14 protein-coding genes are annotated in these 15,756 nt (G+C 72.2%); 6 read left to right on the forward strand and 8 right to left on the reverse strand.

Features of this window, described 5'->3' with window-relative positions; translation table 11 throughout:
• Positions 1-135: 135 nt before the first annotated feature.
• Positions 136-627 (forward strand): hypothetical protein, encoded by a 492-nt coding sequence (locus AC5L38_RS20785; protein ID WP_495244464.1) that lies wholly within the window; start codon positions 136-138, stop codon positions 625-627.
• 255 nt (positions 628-882) lie between these two features.
• Positions 883-1,809 (forward strand): hypothetical protein, encoded by a 927-nt coding sequence (locus AC5L38_RS20790; RefSeq protein ID WP_495244465.1) that lies wholly within the window; start codon positions 883-885, stop codon positions 1,807-1,809.
• Positions 1,810-2,345: 536 nt separating this feature from the next.
• Here AC5L38_RS20790 and AC5L38_RS20795 read toward each other — a convergent pair.
• Positions 2,346-2,891 carry a GNAT family N-acetyltransferase gene (locus tag AC5L38_RS20795; RefSeq protein ID WP_495244466.1) on the reverse strand — a complete coding sequence of 182 codons (546 nt, stop codon included), beginning with the start codon at positions 2,889-2,891 and terminating at the stop codon, positions 2,346-2,348.
• Entirely contained in the window at positions 2,888-3,049 is a 162-nt protein-coding gene (locus AC5L38_RS20800) for a hypothetical protein (protein ID WP_495244467.1), read from the reverse strand. Before AC5L38_RS20800 ends, AC5L38_RS20795 begins: the two co-directional genes overlap by 4 nt.
• Positions 3,050-3,169: 120 nt before the next feature.
• Between AC5L38_RS20800 and AC5L38_RS20805 the strand changes: the two genes are divergently transcribed.
• Both AC5L38_RS20805 and AC5L38_RS20810 read left to right on the forward strand, forming a co-directional pair.
• A complete protein-coding gene (locus AC5L38_RS20805) occupies positions 3,170-3,709 on the forward strand; it encodes a hypothetical protein (RefSeq protein WP_495244468.1) in 540 nt (179 codons plus the stop codon).
• The gene (locus AC5L38_RS20810; protein ID WP_495244469.1) at positions 3,706-4,176 is read left to right on the forward strand and encodes a MerR family transcriptional regulator; all 471 of its coding nucleotides are present in this window, start codon (positions 3,706-3,708) and stop codon (positions 4,174-4,176) included. Before AC5L38_RS20805 ends, AC5L38_RS20810 begins: the two co-directional genes overlap by 4 nt.
• Here AC5L38_RS20810 and AC5L38_RS20815 read toward each other — a convergent pair whose 3' ends face one another.
• The gene (locus AC5L38_RS20815) at positions 4,177-4,998 is read right to left on the reverse strand and encodes a methyltransferase (RefSeq protein WP_495244470.1); all 822 of its coding nucleotides are present in this window, start codon (positions 4,996-4,998) and stop codon (positions 4,177-4,179) included.
• A gap of 250 nt (positions 4,999-5,248) precedes the next feature.
• Between AC5L38_RS20815 and AC5L38_RS20820 the strand changes: the two genes are divergently transcribed.
• Positions 5,249-6,214, forward strand: coding sequence for a WD40 repeat domain-containing protein (locus AC5L38_RS20820; protein ID WP_495244471.1), 966 nt, complete (start codon positions 5,249-5,251; stop codon positions 6,212-6,214).
• Between the two features lie 90 nt (positions 6,215-6,304).
• Here AC5L38_RS20820 and AC5L38_RS20825 read toward each other — a convergent pair whose 3' ends face one another.
• Positions 6,305-6,493: a hypothetical protein gene (locus tag AC5L38_RS20825; protein ID WP_495244472.1), complete on the reverse strand. Its 189-nt coding sequence runs from the start codon at positions 6,491-6,493 to the stop codon at positions 6,305-6,307.
• Between the two features lie 225 nt (positions 6,494-6,718).
• Between AC5L38_RS20825 and AC5L38_RS20830 the strand changes: the two genes are divergently transcribed.
• Entirely contained in the window at positions 6,719-7,771 is a 1,053-nt protein-coding gene (locus AC5L38_RS20830; protein WP_495244473.1) for a hypothetical protein, read from the forward strand.
• Between the two features lie 31 nt (positions 7,772-7,802).
• Here AC5L38_RS20830 and AC5L38_RS20835 read toward each other — a convergent pair whose 3' ends face one another.
• The 4 genes from AC5L38_RS20835 to AC5L38_RS20850 are packed head-to-tail and all read right to left on the reverse strand — an operon-like array spanning position 7,803 to position 15,750.
• Entirely contained in the window at positions 7,803-11,831 is a 4,029-nt protein-coding gene (locus AC5L38_RS20835) for a non-ribosomal peptide synthetase (RefSeq protein ID WP_495244474.1), read from the reverse strand.
• Entirely contained in the window at positions 11,812-12,171 is a 360-nt protein-coding gene (locus AC5L38_RS20840) for an acyl carrier protein (protein ID WP_495244475.1), read from the reverse strand. The genes AC5L38_RS20835 and AC5L38_RS20840 overlap by 20 nt, the downstream gene beginning before the upstream one ends.
• On the reverse strand, positions 12,171-12,596 hold the full coding sequence (gene panD / locus AC5L38_RS20845) for an aspartate 1-decarboxylase (RefSeq protein WP_495244567.1): 426 nt from the start codon (positions 12,594-12,596) through the stop codon (positions 12,171-12,173). Before panD ends, AC5L38_RS20840 begins: the two co-directional genes overlap by 1 nt.
• Before the next feature lie 13 nt (positions 12,597-12,609).
• Positions 12,610-15,750 (reverse strand): amino acid adenylation domain-containing protein, encoded by a 3,141-nt coding sequence (locus AC5L38_RS20850; protein ID WP_495244476.1) that lies wholly within the window; start codon positions 15,748-15,750, stop codon positions 12,610-12,612.
• Positions 15,751-15,756 lie beyond the last annotated feature (6 nt).

A 15,756-nucleotide genomic window follows, 5' to 3' on the forward strand; every position in this document is an offset into this window, starting at 1 on the left:
TGTGTCAGAAGGCACGGAGATCGTGTGCTCTATGCCGTTGACCTGTGCTCTCACGATGTGCTCACGCCGCGTCCGCGACTCTGATGCCGCGTTTCGCGACGGTCGCGAAACGTCAGCGTCTCCAGGAGGAGCAGCATGCATTCTCGTAAGGTGATCGCCGCACTCGCCCTGGCCGGAGGTCTGGTGGCGCCGGCGGCGCTGGCCGCGACCCCGGCGGCCGCCACGGCCGCCACGGCCGGCTCGTGCCGCGTGGAGCTGTACGACATCGACGCCGGCAACGTGGCCGACCGGGACGGCCGGGACGAGATCCGGTTCCTGGTCGGCGGGAACCTGTTCCCCAGGAACAACGCCAACTACTTCGGCATGAACTCCGGTGGCGACGGGGATCCCGGCGACTTCGAGGACCCGACCTCGATCATCCTGAACACCCAGAACGTGGTCTTCGGCCTGCGCGAGACCGACGGCCCGGCCTGGGGACAGGGCGACTCGCTCGGCACGGTGACCGCCTTCGGCACCACGTGCGCCGGGCTCGTCACGGGCACCAGCACGATCATCGCGGACACCCTCACCGGGACCGAGCAGACGGCGTACTCGTACGAGGTCAGGCTCAAGATGACCGCCCTGTAACCGCCCTCGGAGCCGAGGCCGCGCTGCCGCCGCGGGGCGGCGCGGCCGAGGCCCGCACAGGACGACGTGCTCGGGTACTTCGACACGCTGTCGAAACCGGGGACGGTGGGGCGACGACGAGCCCGGCACTTCGCAGCACATCACCGACGACGTCCGGCCGGCGGCGGCACGGACCCCGTTACGCCCATTGTCGTAACCAGGCGCTAAGTTCACTCCACCCGAACTCGATCTTCACTCACCACCAGGATGTACGGCATGCGCCCCCTCGTCATCGCCTTGGCCCTCGTCACCGCCGCTCCCACCACCGCCCACGCCCGAACGGCCGAACCCGACCCGGTGGCGGTCCTGCGCTCGCTGCTCGCCCGCGGCTCCGGCGCGACGACCGAGTTCTACGGCAAGTTCTCCACGGACCTGTCCAAGAAGGTGCAGCTGAGCAACGGCAGACGCACCTTCATCGGAAGCGCTCTGGACATGCAGGGCACCGGCAAGGTCAAGCTGGGGCGGGCCGGCGTGATCGCCTCGGAGCACGTCCGGCGGCTCAGCGTGGAAAACAGGGAACTGATGGTGGAGGAGGCGGCCAAGGACCCCTACTTCGCCGGCCTGCTCCGCACGGTGGGGACGCTGCGCACGATCAGCGTGGGCGGCTGGCAGTACCAGCTCGCGCCGGGGGCGAGGACCTGGGTGCGCACCGGCCGGGCCGGCGGCGCCGCCGCCGCGTACGGCGATCAGATCATCAATGTCCTGGAACCGGCCACCCTGCGCAAGCTGCTGTCCACCAGGAGCCGCAAGGTCGTCGCGCCGTGGGCCAAGAACAACACCACCGGCCGCAGGCAGAAGATCTACACCCTGACCGGGACGATCACACTCAAGGATCTCCATCGCGTCTCGCCCAGTTTCCGCGAGGCCGCGGGGACCTCGGCCCTCGGGGCATCCGAGGTGACGTGGACGTACATGTACGACGACCGCGGATGGCCGTACCGGGTCGGCTGGCGGTTCTACGCGCACCCGCAGCCCGAGGTCCCGGGGCTCGGACACAACCGGATCCCGCGCGGGCATTTCGCCACGCAGTATTGGAACTGGGACAAGCCACTGACGATCACCGCGCCCAGGGCGAAGCCGGGCCGGGGACTGCCGGTGGACGACCTCGCCGACGTCCTGAGCGCCCCCGGACGCCGCGAATGAGAAGCGGCGACCGGCGGCCCCGGGCGTGTCACCCAGGACGGCGAGGAACTGGAACCGGGCTGTGTACTCCTTGCCGGATCAATCCAGCCAGTCGGCGACCGGTGGACTCCGGCCCACCGCGGGGAACGTTCGCCCCAGTCCGCGTACCGCACCCTTTCAGCCTGCCACTCCGTGCCGGGGAGCGTGGGCCCGATCCGGCCCGCGGTTCGGGTTCGTCCGGGCCCGTGTGATTCGGGCCCGTGTGATTCGGGCCCGTGTGATGAGTGGGGCCGGGCATGGTCTCCGGCAGACAGCACCGCTTAGAAGCCCCGAGCCAGCCCCGCACGTCGGGTTCCCTCGCCGACCTGGCCGGTCGACCGGGTCCTGTCGCCGGACCGGCGACTTCCACGACGCGGTCCGCCCGGACGCGGCGCGACGCGGCCGCCACTCGAGCCACCCCGCCCGGCGGCTGCCGACTGCAGCGAAAGTGTCGGTGCGCGACGTTCGGCTTGTCGCACCTGACACTCCCAGATCCGCGGTCGGGTCCGTGTGTGGTGTCAGGAGATGACCGGGCTGCGTCGCTCGATCAGTACGACGTCGCGCCAGAGGCCGTGGTGACGGCCGATCCGTTCCCGGGTGCCGATCACCCGGAACCCGGCGCGGGCGTGCAGAGCGAGGCTGGCGGTGTTCTCGGGGAAGACGCCGGACTGGATCGTCCAGATTCCGGCGGCCTCGGTGGAGGCGATCAGCGCCGCGAGCAGCGCGGAGCCGACGCCGCGGCCTCGGGCGGCGGGGTGGACGTAGACCGAGTGCTCCACCACCCCGGCGTAAGCGCACCGGTCGGAGACCGCGACCGCCGCGACCCAGCCCAGCACCCGGCCGCCGCCGGTGTCGCCGTTCTGGCCGTCGTCGGCGTCAACGGCCTGGTCGACGGCGACGTGGCGGTGGGCGGGCAGCTTGGCCGCCTCGAAGTGCTCCCATGCCGGGACGGTGGTTTCGAAGGTGGCCTGGCCTTCGTCGATGCCGAGCCGGTAGATGGCCAGCACCTGGGCGGCATGCCCCGCGGTCATGGCCGTGATGCGCGGCCCCGCGGTGGTGTTCACGCCCGGTCCGCCGGTGCGGGGACGAGTCCGGAGAGCAGCGTGCGGACGTGGGCGTCGATCTCGTCGCGGACGCGGCGTACGCGCTCGACGCCTTGCCCGGCTCCGTCGGACCCGCCGGTCCCGGCCTGATCCACGATCGGCAACGCCTGCTTCGACATATCCCTAAGTTGACATACCTCTAATCAGCATTGCAAGCTCAGGACGCCCCCTATCTAGATGTTTATCTAAATAGAGGCGAAGCGGTGACGGTCACCCCCCACCGATCGTGGAGGATCGCCATGTCCCGTGTTCGGCTCGCCCTGCGCGTCTCCGACCTGGAAGGCTCGATCGCCTTCCACTCCAAGCTCTTCGGCGTCGAGCCGTGGGAGGTCTACGTCGTCAAGGCCGGCACCGACGTCAACAGGTCCGTCACAGGGCTTGCATCCGGTACCTGGGTACAGGCCTACCGTCGAGGCATGACCCACGACATCACCGTTGACCAGGGATGGGCGCCCTCGGCGTGTACGCTGCCCACCACAGACCGGCCACTGCGGGCGGCCGAGTTCGACGCCTTGTTCACCGAGGCGGTGCGGGCCATCACGCGCCCGCGGCGGACGCGGCTGCGGCTGGAGCTCGCCCTCAGCCCCGAGCACGCGGCCCGGGCCGCCGAGCTGGGCGCACGGGAGAACGGCTGCTGCGCCTTCTTCACCTTCACCCTGACCATCACGGGCGGCCACCTGGTGTTGGAGGTGGCGGTGCCGGCCGAGCAGGCCGAGGTGCTGGACGCGCTGCAGGAGCGCGCCGCGGCGAGCACTGTGCCGGCGGGGCGGCCGGCATGAAGCGGGAAGTCGTGCCGCGGGGTTTCGGCGGGCCGTACCTGCGCAGCGGTCAGGTGGCCGAAGCGGCTGGGGTCAACCCGCAGACACTGCGCTACTACGAACGCCGCGGGCTGATCGCCGAACCGGCGCGCAGCTCCGGCGGGCACCGCGCCTACCCGCCCGAGACCGTCGCCCTGCTCACCGTGATCAAAGCCGCCCAGCGGCTCGGCTTCACCCTGGAGGAGATCGCCGAGCTGCTCGACACCAGCCGTCGCCGCCACCCCACCCCCGACCTGCGCGCCCGCACCCAAGCGAAGATCGCCGAAGTGGACGCGAAGATCGCTGACCTGACCGCCATCCGGGCGGCACTCACCGCGGTGGTCTCCGCCGGATGCGACAGCCTGACCCACTGCACCTGCCCCGACTGCCCCCTGCCGATCGCCGATCCGGCCGCGGGCCCCACCCTTGAGGGGAGTCGACCGAAGTGATCACCCCGTCCCGGCCCGGAAAGCCGGGAGTGAGGTCAGGGGCGCTTCGCCCACGGTCAGCATGTGGTCGGCGCCGCGCTGGAACTCGTAGGGGACCCTGCGCACCGCGCACACCAGCCCTTCGGCTCGTAGATCCGCCTGAAGCGCGTCAAGGAAGCCGACCGGCTCACTGTCGCCCAGGTGGACCAGGGGGAAGATCCTGACCTCGCCTCGGCTGACCCGGCTCATCTCCGTGATCGCCGACCGGTGCCACTCCCGATCCAAGCGCCCGGCCCAGGTGAACAGCAGGTGTGAACACAGCACCATGTCGACGCTGTCGTCAGCCATCGGGAGACGCGGCAGGGCCGCTGCGAGATACGAGGCCGGATGCCTGCGAATATCGGCCATGAACTCGCTCCTGGCGTTGACGCGCATCTCCTGACGCCGTTCCGCCGAGCCGTACCACTCCCACACGAACCGGTCCGTGTTCGCGTTGATCATCGCATCGCCCCGGTCCAGGTCGACCGGCAGACGGTCGGCGAGCACGGCGGCGCCAAGCGCGTAGAGCGGGTCCGTCGCGAGGGCCCGGACTCCCATCGCCCTTGCCTCCGCGACGAAACTGGATGCCCCGCCACCGCAGTCGAGAACGACGCCGCCCAGGTCGCGATCGTCGATCGCGAACATCGCCCGGTATTCGGCGAAGGAACGAGACGACATGATCATTTCCGTCTGACTCACTGTCTTGCCTCCAGTTTCCGCAACCGTCTTCGTGCCGCCTGGCCGCCTGGCCGCCTGATCAACCTGTTCAACGGTTCTCGATCGATCATGTCCCGTGCTGTTCATGAAGGCCGTTCCGTACGATGATCTCCGCATGTCGTCCCGTACGTCCGCCGCGCCGGCGGGCTTGGTCCTGGCCGTCCTGACCGTCCTGGCCGCCGGATGCACCGATCCGGCCCCTGACCGGGTGCCGTATGTCAGCGCGACCCGGCCCCTGGTGACCCCGCCACTGGCATCCCCGCCGCCGTCGCCGCTCACGGCGGTCCCGTCACCCTTGCCCACGCTGTCCTCGGGTCCCGTAGAGCACCCGTTCCCGATGGCGACCTCCTTGGCCGAGCCCATGGCGACCGGAGCGCCCCTGACCGCGACGGGCCCGCCGCGGTTCTTCGTCTCCGCGCGCACTCCGCTCACCCGCTTCCCCGGCAGGTCCAAGACCGCTGTCGTCACCCCGGTGCCGCCCGCCGTGCACGACGCCGAGACCGGGGCGTTCGTCGCGAACGTCCCGTTGCCGTCCGGCATCGATGGTTCCTGGCACCTCGTGGACGCCGCCCCGGACAACCGCACGTTCGCCATCGCCGGCTGGACCAGGCCGGAGAATATCGGCATCCGCTTCTTCGTGGTACGTCTCGGCGAGGACGGGCGGCCGGGGAAGCCGGTGGCCATCACGCAGACCGACCCTGACTACCTGGATTCTGTCAATGACCTCGCCCTCAGTCCCGACGGCACCCGGCTGGCCTACGCCACGTCGCTCATCGGAGGCGGCGACAAGATCTCCGTGCTCGACGTCGCCACCGGCCGGCGCCTGGACTGGAGGTCGTCGACGCAACCGAGGGTGAGCAGCCTGTCCTGGGCTCCGGACGGCCGCTCGCTCGCCTACGTGCTCAGCGGCCGGTCCATCGCCCTGCTCGACCTCGCCCGCCTGGGCACCGACCCGGACGACGCCGTGTCCCGGATCGTCGTGAACACCACGGGCGCCCTGCCGTTCGCACTCGAGTCGGTCGCCCACACCCCTGACGGCAGCGCGCTGATCTACTCGTCCGGGCACACCGTCGAACGCGTCCCCCTGACGGGCGGGCCCGCGCAGGTCCTGGCCCGGCCGGAGCTGCCGCCCGACGCCTCGCTGACCCTGCGCTTCAGCCTCGACGGGACCGGCGAGCACCTGCTGTACGTGCACAAGTGGCGCGCCTACCGGGCCGCCCTCGCCGACGGCGCGATCACCTCGGTGCCGATCACGGTCGACGAGCATCCGGGGAGGGGCGGCTCGCTGCGAGCGGCCTGGTGACCACCGGGCACGGCGGTTCCGGGATTCCCTTACATCGGAGCAGGTCAGAGGCGGGTTCGACCGGAACCCATCCGAGTGCCGACCCTTGTTTCACTCCTGGCCGTGATAGGCGCGCGGCTCACGGCGCGTCCGGTGGCGGTCGCGGCGGTGCTCTTCGCGGCGGAGGCGGGACCACTCCCGGCCCCCGTGGCCGTACCCGAACAGGTAGTAGACGTAGGGCTCGGGGAAACCGGTTCCGACGCTACTACGGGCCGCGGGAATGCGCGTTGTGCGGTGCACAGCCCCCTTGTTGACCAGACCAGAGCGGACCGGGCGGCGGTAGCGGGCGTCGTGAAGGTGGGCGAGAGGGATAAAAAGGCCAGGAGCTGGGGATTGTCACGCAACGCGAGCAGAGATTACGGCCCGTCGGACCGTCACGCGGGGCTACTCTTCGTGTCGAAACAGTAAAAGCCCCGGCGGGTGCGGGAACACCCCCGGGACACGGCACACGGAGCACAAATCCGCATGCGAGTACACCGTACCAAGCACACGACCAATTTCACGGTCCTGCCGAATTCCTCTCTCAGGGACCGGCGGCTGTCCTTCACCGCGCGCGGTCTGCTCTCCTACCTTCTGTCCCTTCCCGAAGGCATCCGCCAGGACATCAAGACTCTCGCCGCGGACAATCCCGAGGGCCAGGAGGCCATCGCGCGGGCCATGCGGGAGCTGATCACCCACGGCTACCTGACCCGTGAGCACGTCCGGAACGCCTCAGGGCGGATCTCCACCGTGGTCGACGTCTACGACACCCCTCAAGACGGCCGTCGAGGCGTCGAAGAGCAGGTCAGACCGCGTCTCGGTTCACCGAGACCCGGTGAGCCGAGTCCCGGCGAACCGAGCGCTCTCCCTACGGGAGTGAAGAAAGAAGAGAAAGAAACCACCCCCTTCCTCCGGGGGTTCGCGCCGGACGAGCCCGTGCGGTCCGCCCTGTCACCGGCGGAGGGCGGTGAGGATGGATCGACGCTCCCCGGTTCCGTCTCTCGATCGATGGCTCCAGGTTCCGATCTCCTGCCGATGGCTCCAGGTTCCGTCGTTCGATCGACGGCTCCCGGCGCCACCCCTCGACCGACGGCACCGGGTCCCGTTCCTCGGCCGACGGCACCGGAGGTCGCGATCCTCATCCGCCTCGGCCGTGCCGAACCCCGGCTCACCGTCGGCGAGTCCGAGATGGCTCCCGTGCTGCCCCTCCTCGCCGAGTGGCTCGCCAGGGGCGGCACCGAGGCGCAGATCCGGACGGTCCTGACCATCGGGCTGCCCGACGAGGTCCGCTCCCCCGCGAAGCTGATCGTTCATCGGTTAAGGAACAAGATGCCCGCTCCTGCCGTTGCCCCGACGGTTCCGAGGCTGGTGACCCGCGCCGAGTGCGACGAGTGCGGGCGCCCGGTGACGTCCCCCGGCGTGTGCTCGCGGTGCGACGACACCGCGCAGGGCGGGAGACCCGCCCCGACCGCGGACGTGGGACGCGGCGCCGCCCTCGCCCGCGGCCTGCTGAGAAACCGTCGCCCCATGGCGGCGTAGGGGGAACCGTGCCCCGCCCGGGAGGCGAGGTTCAGGAGATGAGGAAGCGGCTGATCCGGTCGACGTGCGGGGCTCGGAGGAGTTCGTGGTGCTCACCGTGGATCTCGTGCACGGTCAGGTCGGAGACGGTCTGCCGCCACCCGGCCTCCTGGACGGCCCGTAGCTTGGGCGGGTGGAGTCCGCTGGTCAGCAGCGTCACCCGCCCGTGGAACCAGCCGGCGCGATAGTCGGCCAGCCCGCGCAGGCTGTCGCGCCACAGCCGCAGCAGCCCCGGCCCGTACGCCTCGTAGTAGGCGGCCACCTGAGGGGGTGTCACGCCCAGGCCCGCGAAGAACCCCACCTGTGAGTCGAGCAGGGCCTGCCCTGCCTCGGCCGCCCCCAGCGGGGCCAGCCGGTCGATCAGCGCCTCCAGCTCCGCCAGCTCGTCCAGGAGGTCGGTCACGAACACCTCGGGCAGCACCGAGTCGATCAGCACCACGTGGTCGACGCGGTGGCCGAGCGCCTGCAGCCTCCTGGCCGTCTCGAAGGCCAGCACCCCGCCCGCCGACCAGCCCGCGAGCGTGTAAGGCCGCTCCAGGTCCAGCCCGGATCCGGCCAGCTCCCCGGCGTACGCGGCGGCCGTGTCCGGCAGCGAACCGGCGCTCATCCCCGACTCCAGCGCCTGCAGCGCGTAGACGGGCCGGTGCGCGGCGAGCCTGGCCGCCAGCCCCGCGTAGCAGAGCGCGGAGCCGCCGAGGGGGTGGAAGCAGTAGAGCGGATCCCCGACGGGCGAGGACACGGCCAGCGGGGTGAGCACGGGAAGCCGGACGGCGGGAGAGGCGCCGGCCTCCCGCTCGCCGGCACGTCCCTTGGACCGCCCTTGAACGTCGCCGGAAGCGGACCCGTGAGCGGGGCTGTGAGCGAGGCCGTGGCCGGAGCCGGGGTCGGGGCGGTGTCCGGAGAGCCGGTCGGGGACGGCGGCCGACACCAGGGTGGCGAGGCCGCTGACGGTGGCGTTGGCGAGGAACTTGCGGAGCTTGACCTTCACGCCCAGCCGCTGCTCCACCCCGGCCATCAGCCGCACCGCGCCGAGCGAGTCGATGCCCCTGGCGAACAGGTCCTCGTCCGCGCCGACGTCGTCGGAGCCGATCCCGAGCAGGCCCGCGATGAGGTCGGCGATCTGCCCCTCGACGGCGGTGCGCGGCCGGGAGGGTACAGGCTCCTCCGTCGTGCTCCCCGTCGTGTCCCGCGCGGTGGCGGCGCTCACATCGGGCAGCGCGGATCGGTCCACCTTCCCGTTGCGGTTGAGCGGGACCGCGGGCAGCGGCACGAAGACCGAGGGCACCATGTACTCGGGCAGGTTCCGGGCCAGGCCCGCGCGCATCTCGGCCGCCGTGGCGGTGCCGACGACGTAGGCGACGAGCCTGCGTCCTCCCCCGGGTCCACCCCCCGGTCCGGCGAGAACGGGAACGGGGGCGGCGACGACCACCGACTGCTCGACCCCCGGCAGTTCGTCCAGGGCGGCCTCGACCTCTCCCGGTTCGACACGGAACCCCCTTATCTTCACCTGGTCGTCGATCCTGCCGAGGAACTCGAACTCCCCGTCGGCCCGGAGCCTGCCCAGGTCGCCCGTACGGTAGAGCCGCGAGCCCGGGGCGCCGTAGGGGTCGGGCAGGAAGCGCTCGGCGGTGAGCGCGGGCCTGCCGTGGTAGCCGCGCACCACGCACTCGCCGCCGATGTACAGCTCGCCCGGCACCCCCATCGGGAGCGGTCGCATCGCGTCGTCCAGCACGTACATGGTGGTGCCGGGGATGGGCCTGCCGATGGGGACCAGCTCGCCGCCGATCGGGCCGGTCACGGTGTGCACGCAGTTGGCGACGGACGCCTCGGTCGGACCATACTCGTTCAGGAGCACCGGCGCCGGGTCCAGCGCCTGCCAGAAGGCCAGCGCCCGGCTGGGGAAGGCGTCGGCGCCCACCACCAGGACCCCGGCCAGGCCGGCGGCCCGCTCGGCGGAGAGCTGCCCCGCCAGGACCTCCAGGTGTCCGGGGGTGAGCTTGACGAACCCGTACGGCCGGGCCGACAGGGCGGCGCCCAGCTCGTCCAGCGCGGTGTCCTCGGCGGCGACGTGCAGGCACTGGCCGACCACCAGCGGCGTGTAGATGTTGGGCACGACCATGTCGTAGGCGACGGAGGAGAACAGCGGGGCTCCCCCCACCCCGCCGACGGCGTAGGCGGACACGCACCAGCGCAGGAAGTTCACCAGGCCCCGGTGCGGGACCATGACGCCCTTGGGCCTGCCCGTGGAGCCGGAGGTGTAGATGAGGTACGCCATGCTCTCCGGCGTGCCGGGCGCCCCGGGGTCATCGGAGGGGTGGCCGGAGGTCTCGGCCTCCAGTGCCGCCGCGTCGTCCAGGACCAGGCGGGCGCCGGAGTCGGCCACCATGTATTCCAGCCGCTCGGCGGGCAGCCCGGGGTCGAGCGGCAGATAGGCGGCCCCGGCCTTCCACACGCCGAGGAAGGCGGCGACGAGCCAGTCGGAGCGTTCGAGGCGGACGGCGACGACGCTCTCGGGGCCCATGCCCCTGCCGCGCAGCCAGTGCGCGATCCGGTTGGCCCTGGCGTTCAGCTCCCGGTAGCTCAGCCGGACGTCGCCGAAGGCCAGTGCGACGGCCTGCGGCGTGAGCCGGGCCTGGCGTTCGAAGAGCTCGTGGGCGCGCACGTCGAGCGGGCCCAGCGGTTCGGGCCCCCGGCAGGCCGCGAGCAGCGCCTCGCGCCGGGCGGGCGGGAGGATCTCCAGGGTGCCGAGCGGCGCGTCGGGCGAGGCCGCGGCCTGGGCGAGCAGGTGGACGAAGGACTCGGCGAGCCGCCGCGCGGTGTCCGGCTCGAACAGGTCGGCGCGGTAGGTGAGGTGTCCCAGCAGGCCCCCGTCCCCGTTCCCGGGCATCAGGGACAGGGCGAGGTCGTACTTGGCGGCGGTGTCGGGGAACGCGAACGCCTCCACGGCCAGGTCCCCGAGCGCCGTGGCGCCCCCCAGGCCGGCGTGCATCTCGTACAGGACGCGGAAGGGCGGGGTGCGGCCCTCGACCTGCATCGGGTACGGCAGGTGCTGGTGGGTGAGGGCGTCCAGGCAGTAGGCGCGGGTGCGGCGCAGCAGCTCGGTGAGGCTCGGGTCGCCCGACAGGTCGGCGCGCATCACGACGGTGTTGAAGAAGGCCCCGACCAGGTGCTCGGAGTGCGGCGTGGCGCGGTTGGCGACGGTGCTGCCGATCGCGACGTCGTCCTGGCCGCAGTGGCGCGACAGCAGGGCGGCGAACGCGGCGAGCCCGGCCATGTAGGGGGTCGCCCGGCAGCGCCTGGCGACGGCGCCGAGCGCGGCGGCCGTCGCCGCGGGGACGGCGAAGGTCACGACCGCCCCCGTGGGGGTGCTCTCCGCGACCGGGACACGGTCGGCGGGCAGGTCCAGCACCGGGAGCCCGGCCAGGGCGGCCCGCCAGTGCCTGCGGGCGGGCTCCAGATCGGTCGCCCGCTCGGCCGCCACGACCTCCTCGTAGGAGGCGGGCAGCGGGGGAAGCGGGTCCGGCAGGCCCTCGGCGCGGGCCCGGTAGAGGGCGTCGAGCTCGCGCAGGAACACGCCCATCGACCACTCGTCGAAGGCGATGTGGTGCACGGTGAGCACCAGGACATGGTCGTCCCCGGCCAGGCGGGCGAGGCGGGCGCGCAGCACCGGGCCCGCCGTCAGGTCGAACGGCCGCCGCGCCTCGGCGGCGGCCGTCTCGCGTACCGCCTCCTCCGACTCGGCGAAGTACAGCGGCAGCTCGACCGGTGCCGGGGGCAGCACCGACGCCACCGGCAGCCCTCCGGCGCTCGCGTAGACGGTGCGCAGCACCCGGTGGCGGGCGACGAGGTCGCCGAGCGCCCCGGCGAGCGCCGGGACGTCCGGCGTGCCGCGCAGGCGCAGCGCCAGGCACACGTTGTACTCCGTGCCCGCCGGGTCGAGCTGGTGGCCGAGCCACATGCGTTCCTGGGCGTACGACAGCGCCACCCCGGTCATGGGCGTCTCAGGCGCTGCGACCGGCACCTTCCACCTCCAGCGGCGACGACGAGAGTGGCGTCCCTGCCTCCAGCATCCCGGCGACCACCTGGGCGAGCTCGCCTACCGTCGGGTAGGTGAACACGTCGGCGACCGGGACCTCGACGCCGTGGCGCGCCCGGATCCGGGCGACGATCTGGACGGCGACCAGCGAGTGCCCTCCGGCCTCGAAGAAGTCGTCGTCGGGACCGACGGCGTCCAGGCCGAGCAACAGGGCCCAGTCGTCGGCCAGGGCCCGCTGGACGGAAGCCTGCGCGGACGCTTGGACGGAGGCGTGCGCGGGCTCCTGGACGGAGACGTGCGCGGAGGCGTGCGTGGGCGTGCTCATCATGGTCTCCTCGCCGCGCCCGCGGGCACGAGCTGGTCTGCGGCGCCCGGTACCGGGCGGGCCGGGTCGTGGTCGACGTCGACGATCCGGTTGGCGCCGTCCACGTGGACGACCAGGGGCCGGTAGCCCGGCAGCTCGCCGCCCGTGTACTGGCCGTAGGAGATCAGGATCACCATGTCCCCGGGCGAGACCAGGTGGGCGGCGGCGCCGTTGATGCCGATCACCCCGCTGCCGCGCTCGCCGGTGATGACGTAGGTCTCCAGGCGGGCGCCGTTGGTGATGTCGACGATCGCCACCTGCTCGCCCTCCATCAGGTCGGCGGCCTCCATCAGGTTCTCGTCGATCGTCACAGAGCCGACGTAGTGCAGGTCGGCGTGGGTGACCGTGGCTCGGTGGATCTTGGATTTGAACATCGTGCGCAGCATCTCGGACTTCCGTTCACGCATGGGGGACCGGTGACAGTGCCGAGAGCGGCGCGTGCGGTTCGCGCACCGCCGCTCCCAGCAGATGCAGCCATGCATCCACCAGGCCCTCGACGGTGGGTCCGTCGAACAGGCCGGTGTTGTAGGCGACCTCGCCGATGATCGAGTCCGGGGTCTCCGCGACCGAGCAGACGAGGTCGGCGACCGTGGTACGTGTCGCCAGGTCGATGGGGGTCACCGTCAGCTGGGGCAGGCGCACGCTCTCGGCGCCGGTGAGCGCGCTGAGCGGGACGCCGTTGAAGATGACGTCGAAGAACGGGGTGCGGCCGGGGCGGCGCGGCGGGCGCAGTGCCTGGACCAGCCGCTCGAACGGCACGTCCTGGTGGGCGTAGGCGCCGTGGACCACCTCGCGGACGCGCTCCAGCAGCTCGGCGAAGGTCGGGTCGCCGCCGCAGGGGGTGCGCAGCACCAGCGTGTTGGCGAAGAAACCGATCATCTGCTCGGTCTCCGGGCGGGTGCGGCCGGGCACCGGGGAGCCCACGGCGACGTCGCCGCCGCAGGCCTGGGAGAGCGTGGCCTGGAACGCGCCGAGCAGGGCGGCGAAGAGCGTCGTGCCCGCCTCACGGCTGAGCCCGCGCAGCCCCTCGGTGACCCGTTCCTCGATCATGAAGGAGGTCCTGGCGCCCGCGTAGGTCTGCACGGGCGGCCGCGGCCGGTCGATGGGCAGCTCCACCGGGGTGAGCCCGGCCAGCTGGGCTCGCCAGTAGCCGAGCTGCTCGCCGTCGGCCGCCTGGCCGCGCTGCCAGGCGGCGTAGTCGATGTACTGGGCGCCCGGCTCGGGGAGCACCGCGGGCCGGCCGGACAGCGCGGCCTCGTACAGGGTGGCCAGCTCCTGCCAGAACACCTGCTCGGAGCCCGCGTCGTAGCCGACGTGGTGGACGACCATGGAGAAGACGTGCTCGTAGTCGTCCAGCCTGGTCAGCCTGGCCCGCACCGGCGCGGCGGCGGCGAGGTCGAACGGCTCGTCCCAGTCGGCCTGAAGGGCGTCGGAGGCGGCGCTCTCGCGGGCGATGCGGGTCTCGCCGGGCGCGCTGCCCACCGTCAGCCGGGGCCCCCGGGCGTCGACGCGCACCTCGGGGATCCCGTCGGGGCTCTCGACGTAGCGGGTGCGCAGGATCTCGTGCCGCGCGACCAGCTCGTCGAACGCCTGGCGGAACGCCGCCACGTCGAGGCGGCCGTGCAGGCGGCAGGCGGTCGGCACGTTGTAGGCGGTCGAGCCGGGCGCCAGCCGGTGCAGGAACCACAGGCGCTCCTGGCCGTAGGAGAGCGGCAGCGGCCCCTCGCGTGAGGCGCGCGGCAGCGGCGGGAGCTGCTCGGCGCGGGTCTCGGCCACCTCCTCGGCCAGCTCCTCCAGCGACTCGGCGGAGAACAGCAGGTACAGCGGGAAGTCGATGCGCAGGTCGTCCTGGATGCGGAACATGACCTGGGTGGCGAGCAGCGAGTTGCCGCCGAGTTCGAAGAAGTTGTCGTCCAGGCACACCTGGTCCAGGTCCAGGACGTCGGCCCAGATCGCGGCGAGCGTCTTCTGCACCGCGGTGACCGGGGGCCTGCCCTCGGACCGCTCGGCGGGCGCGACGATCTCCGGCAGCGCGGCCCGGTCGACCTTGCCGCTGGTGGTGAGCGGCATCTCGCCGATCACCGCGATCTGCGCGGGGATGAGGTACGGGGGAAGCCGCTCGGCGAGGTGGGCGCGAAGTTCCGCCGGGTCGGGGCCGGAGCCGGTGCCGGGGTCGGTCCCCGAGGCGACGACGTAGGCGAGCAGCCGCTCCCCGGTGACCGTGACGGCGGACCGCCGGACGGCCGGGTGGGCGTCCAGGGTGGCCTCGATCTCGCCCAGCTCGACCCGGACCCCGCGGATCTTGACCTGGTGGTCGGTGCGGCCGAGGAAGTCCAGGGCCCCGTCGGGGCGGCGCCGTCCCAGGTCGCCGGTGCGGTACAGCCGCGAGCCCGGCGGGCCGTAGGGGTCGGGCAGGAAGCGCTCCGCGGTGAGCGCGGGCCTGCCGTGGTAGCCGCGCGCCAGGCCGATCCCGCCGATGAACAGCTCGCCCGCCTCGCCGTCGGGTACGGGCTCGCCGGCCTCGTCCAGCACGTGCACGGTGTTGCCGGTGAAGGGCGTCCCGATGGAGACGACCGGACCGGCGTGCGGGTCGTGCGGGTCGTAGGTGTACAGGGTGGAGTCGATCGACACCTCGGTGGCGCCCCACTGGTTGTGCAGGCGGCACCCGTACAGGCCGATCTGCTCGTGGAAGGCGAGGGCCAGGGGCGCGGTCAGCGCCTCCCCGCTGGAGACCACGTGGCGCAGGTGCGGCAGCGGCGGCAGCCCGGCGCGGCGGTGCGCCTCCAGGAACAGCGAGAGCATGCTGGGCACGAACTGCACCACCGCGGCGCCGAAGCGCAGGGTGGCCTCCAGCAGCGCGACCGGGTCGCGGTGCTCGCCCGGCGGCAGGATCGCCACCACGCCGCCGACCGACAGCGGCCAGAACACCTCCACGGCCGAGTCGTCGAAGCTGAGCGTCGTCTTGTGCAGCACGGTCTCGCCGGGTTCGAGGCGGTGCTCGTCCTGCATCCACCGCATCCGGTTGACCCAGCCCCCGTGGGTGCTGGCCACTCCCTTGGGCGTGCCCGTCGAGCCGGAGGTGTAGTAGAGGGAGACCAGGTGCTCCGGGCGCACCCCCGCGTCGTGGGGCGTCACCGGGTGGCCGTCGATCAGCGCGCTGTCGCGGTCGAGCAGCACGACGCGGGTGATGTCGCCGGGCAGCAGGTGGGCGAGGGCCTGCTCGCCCACCGAGACCGGCACCGCGCCCTCGGCGAGCATCAGCCGCACCCGCGCGGGCGGCGCGTCGGGGTCGATCGGCAGGTAGGCGCCCCCGGCCTTGAGGATGCCGTGCAGCGCGATGACCAGGTCCAGTCCCCGGTGCAGGCACACCGCCACGGGGGTGTCGGCGACCACTCCCAGGTCGCGCAGGTGGTGGGCCAGCTGGTTGGCGCGCCGCTCCAGCTGGCGGTAGGTGAGGGTGTTGCCGTCGGCGTCGATGACGGCCACGGCGTGCGGGGTCCGTTCCACCTGGGCTTCGACCAGCTCGTGCAATCCGGCCACGACTAC

The sequence above is a fragment of the Streptosporangium nanhuense genome, from assembly GCF_059358815.1.

Bases quoted from the DNA above. Each gene is read 5' to 3' on its own strand.
- AC5L38_RS20790 (WP_495244465.1), top strand. From the start codon at position 883: ATGCGCCCCCTCGTCATCGCCTTGGCCCTCGTCACCGCCGCTCCCACC.
- AC5L38_RS20840 (WP_495244475.1), bottom strand. From the start codon at position 12,171: ATGAGCACGCCCACGCACGCCTCCGCGCACGTCTCCGTCCAGGAGCCC.
- AC5L38_RS20800 (WP_495244467.1), bottom strand. From the start codon at position 3,049: ATGTCGAAGCAGGCGTTGCCGATCGTGGATCAGGCCGGGACCGGCGGG.
- AC5L38_RS20785 (WP_495244464.1), top strand. From the start codon at position 136: ATGCATTCTCGTAAGGTGATCGCCGCACTCGCCCTGGCCGGAGGTCTG.
- AC5L38_RS20805 (WP_495244468.1), top strand. From the start codon at position 3,170: ATGTCCCGTGTTCGGCTCGCCCTGCGCGTCTCCGACCTGGAAGGCTCG.
- AC5L38_RS20820 (WP_495244471.1), top strand. From the start codon at position 5,249: ATGGCGACCTCCTTGGCCGAGCCCATGGCGACCGGAGCGCCCCTGACC.
- AC5L38_RS20810 (WP_495244469.1), top strand. From the start codon at position 3,706: ATGAAGCGGGAAGTCGTGCCGCGGGGTTTCGGCGGGCCGTACCTGCGC.
- AC5L38_RS20830 (WP_495244473.1), top strand. From the start codon at position 6,719: ATGCGAGTACACCGTACCAAGCACACGACCAATTTCACGGTCCTGCCG.
- panD (WP_495244567.1), bottom strand. From the start codon at position 12,596: ATGCTGCGCACGATGTTCAAATCCAAGATCCACCGAGCCACGGTCACC.
- AC5L38_RS20815 (WP_495244470.1), bottom strand. From the start codon at position 4,998: ATGAACAGCACGGGACATGATCGATCGAGAACCGTTGAACAGGTTGAT.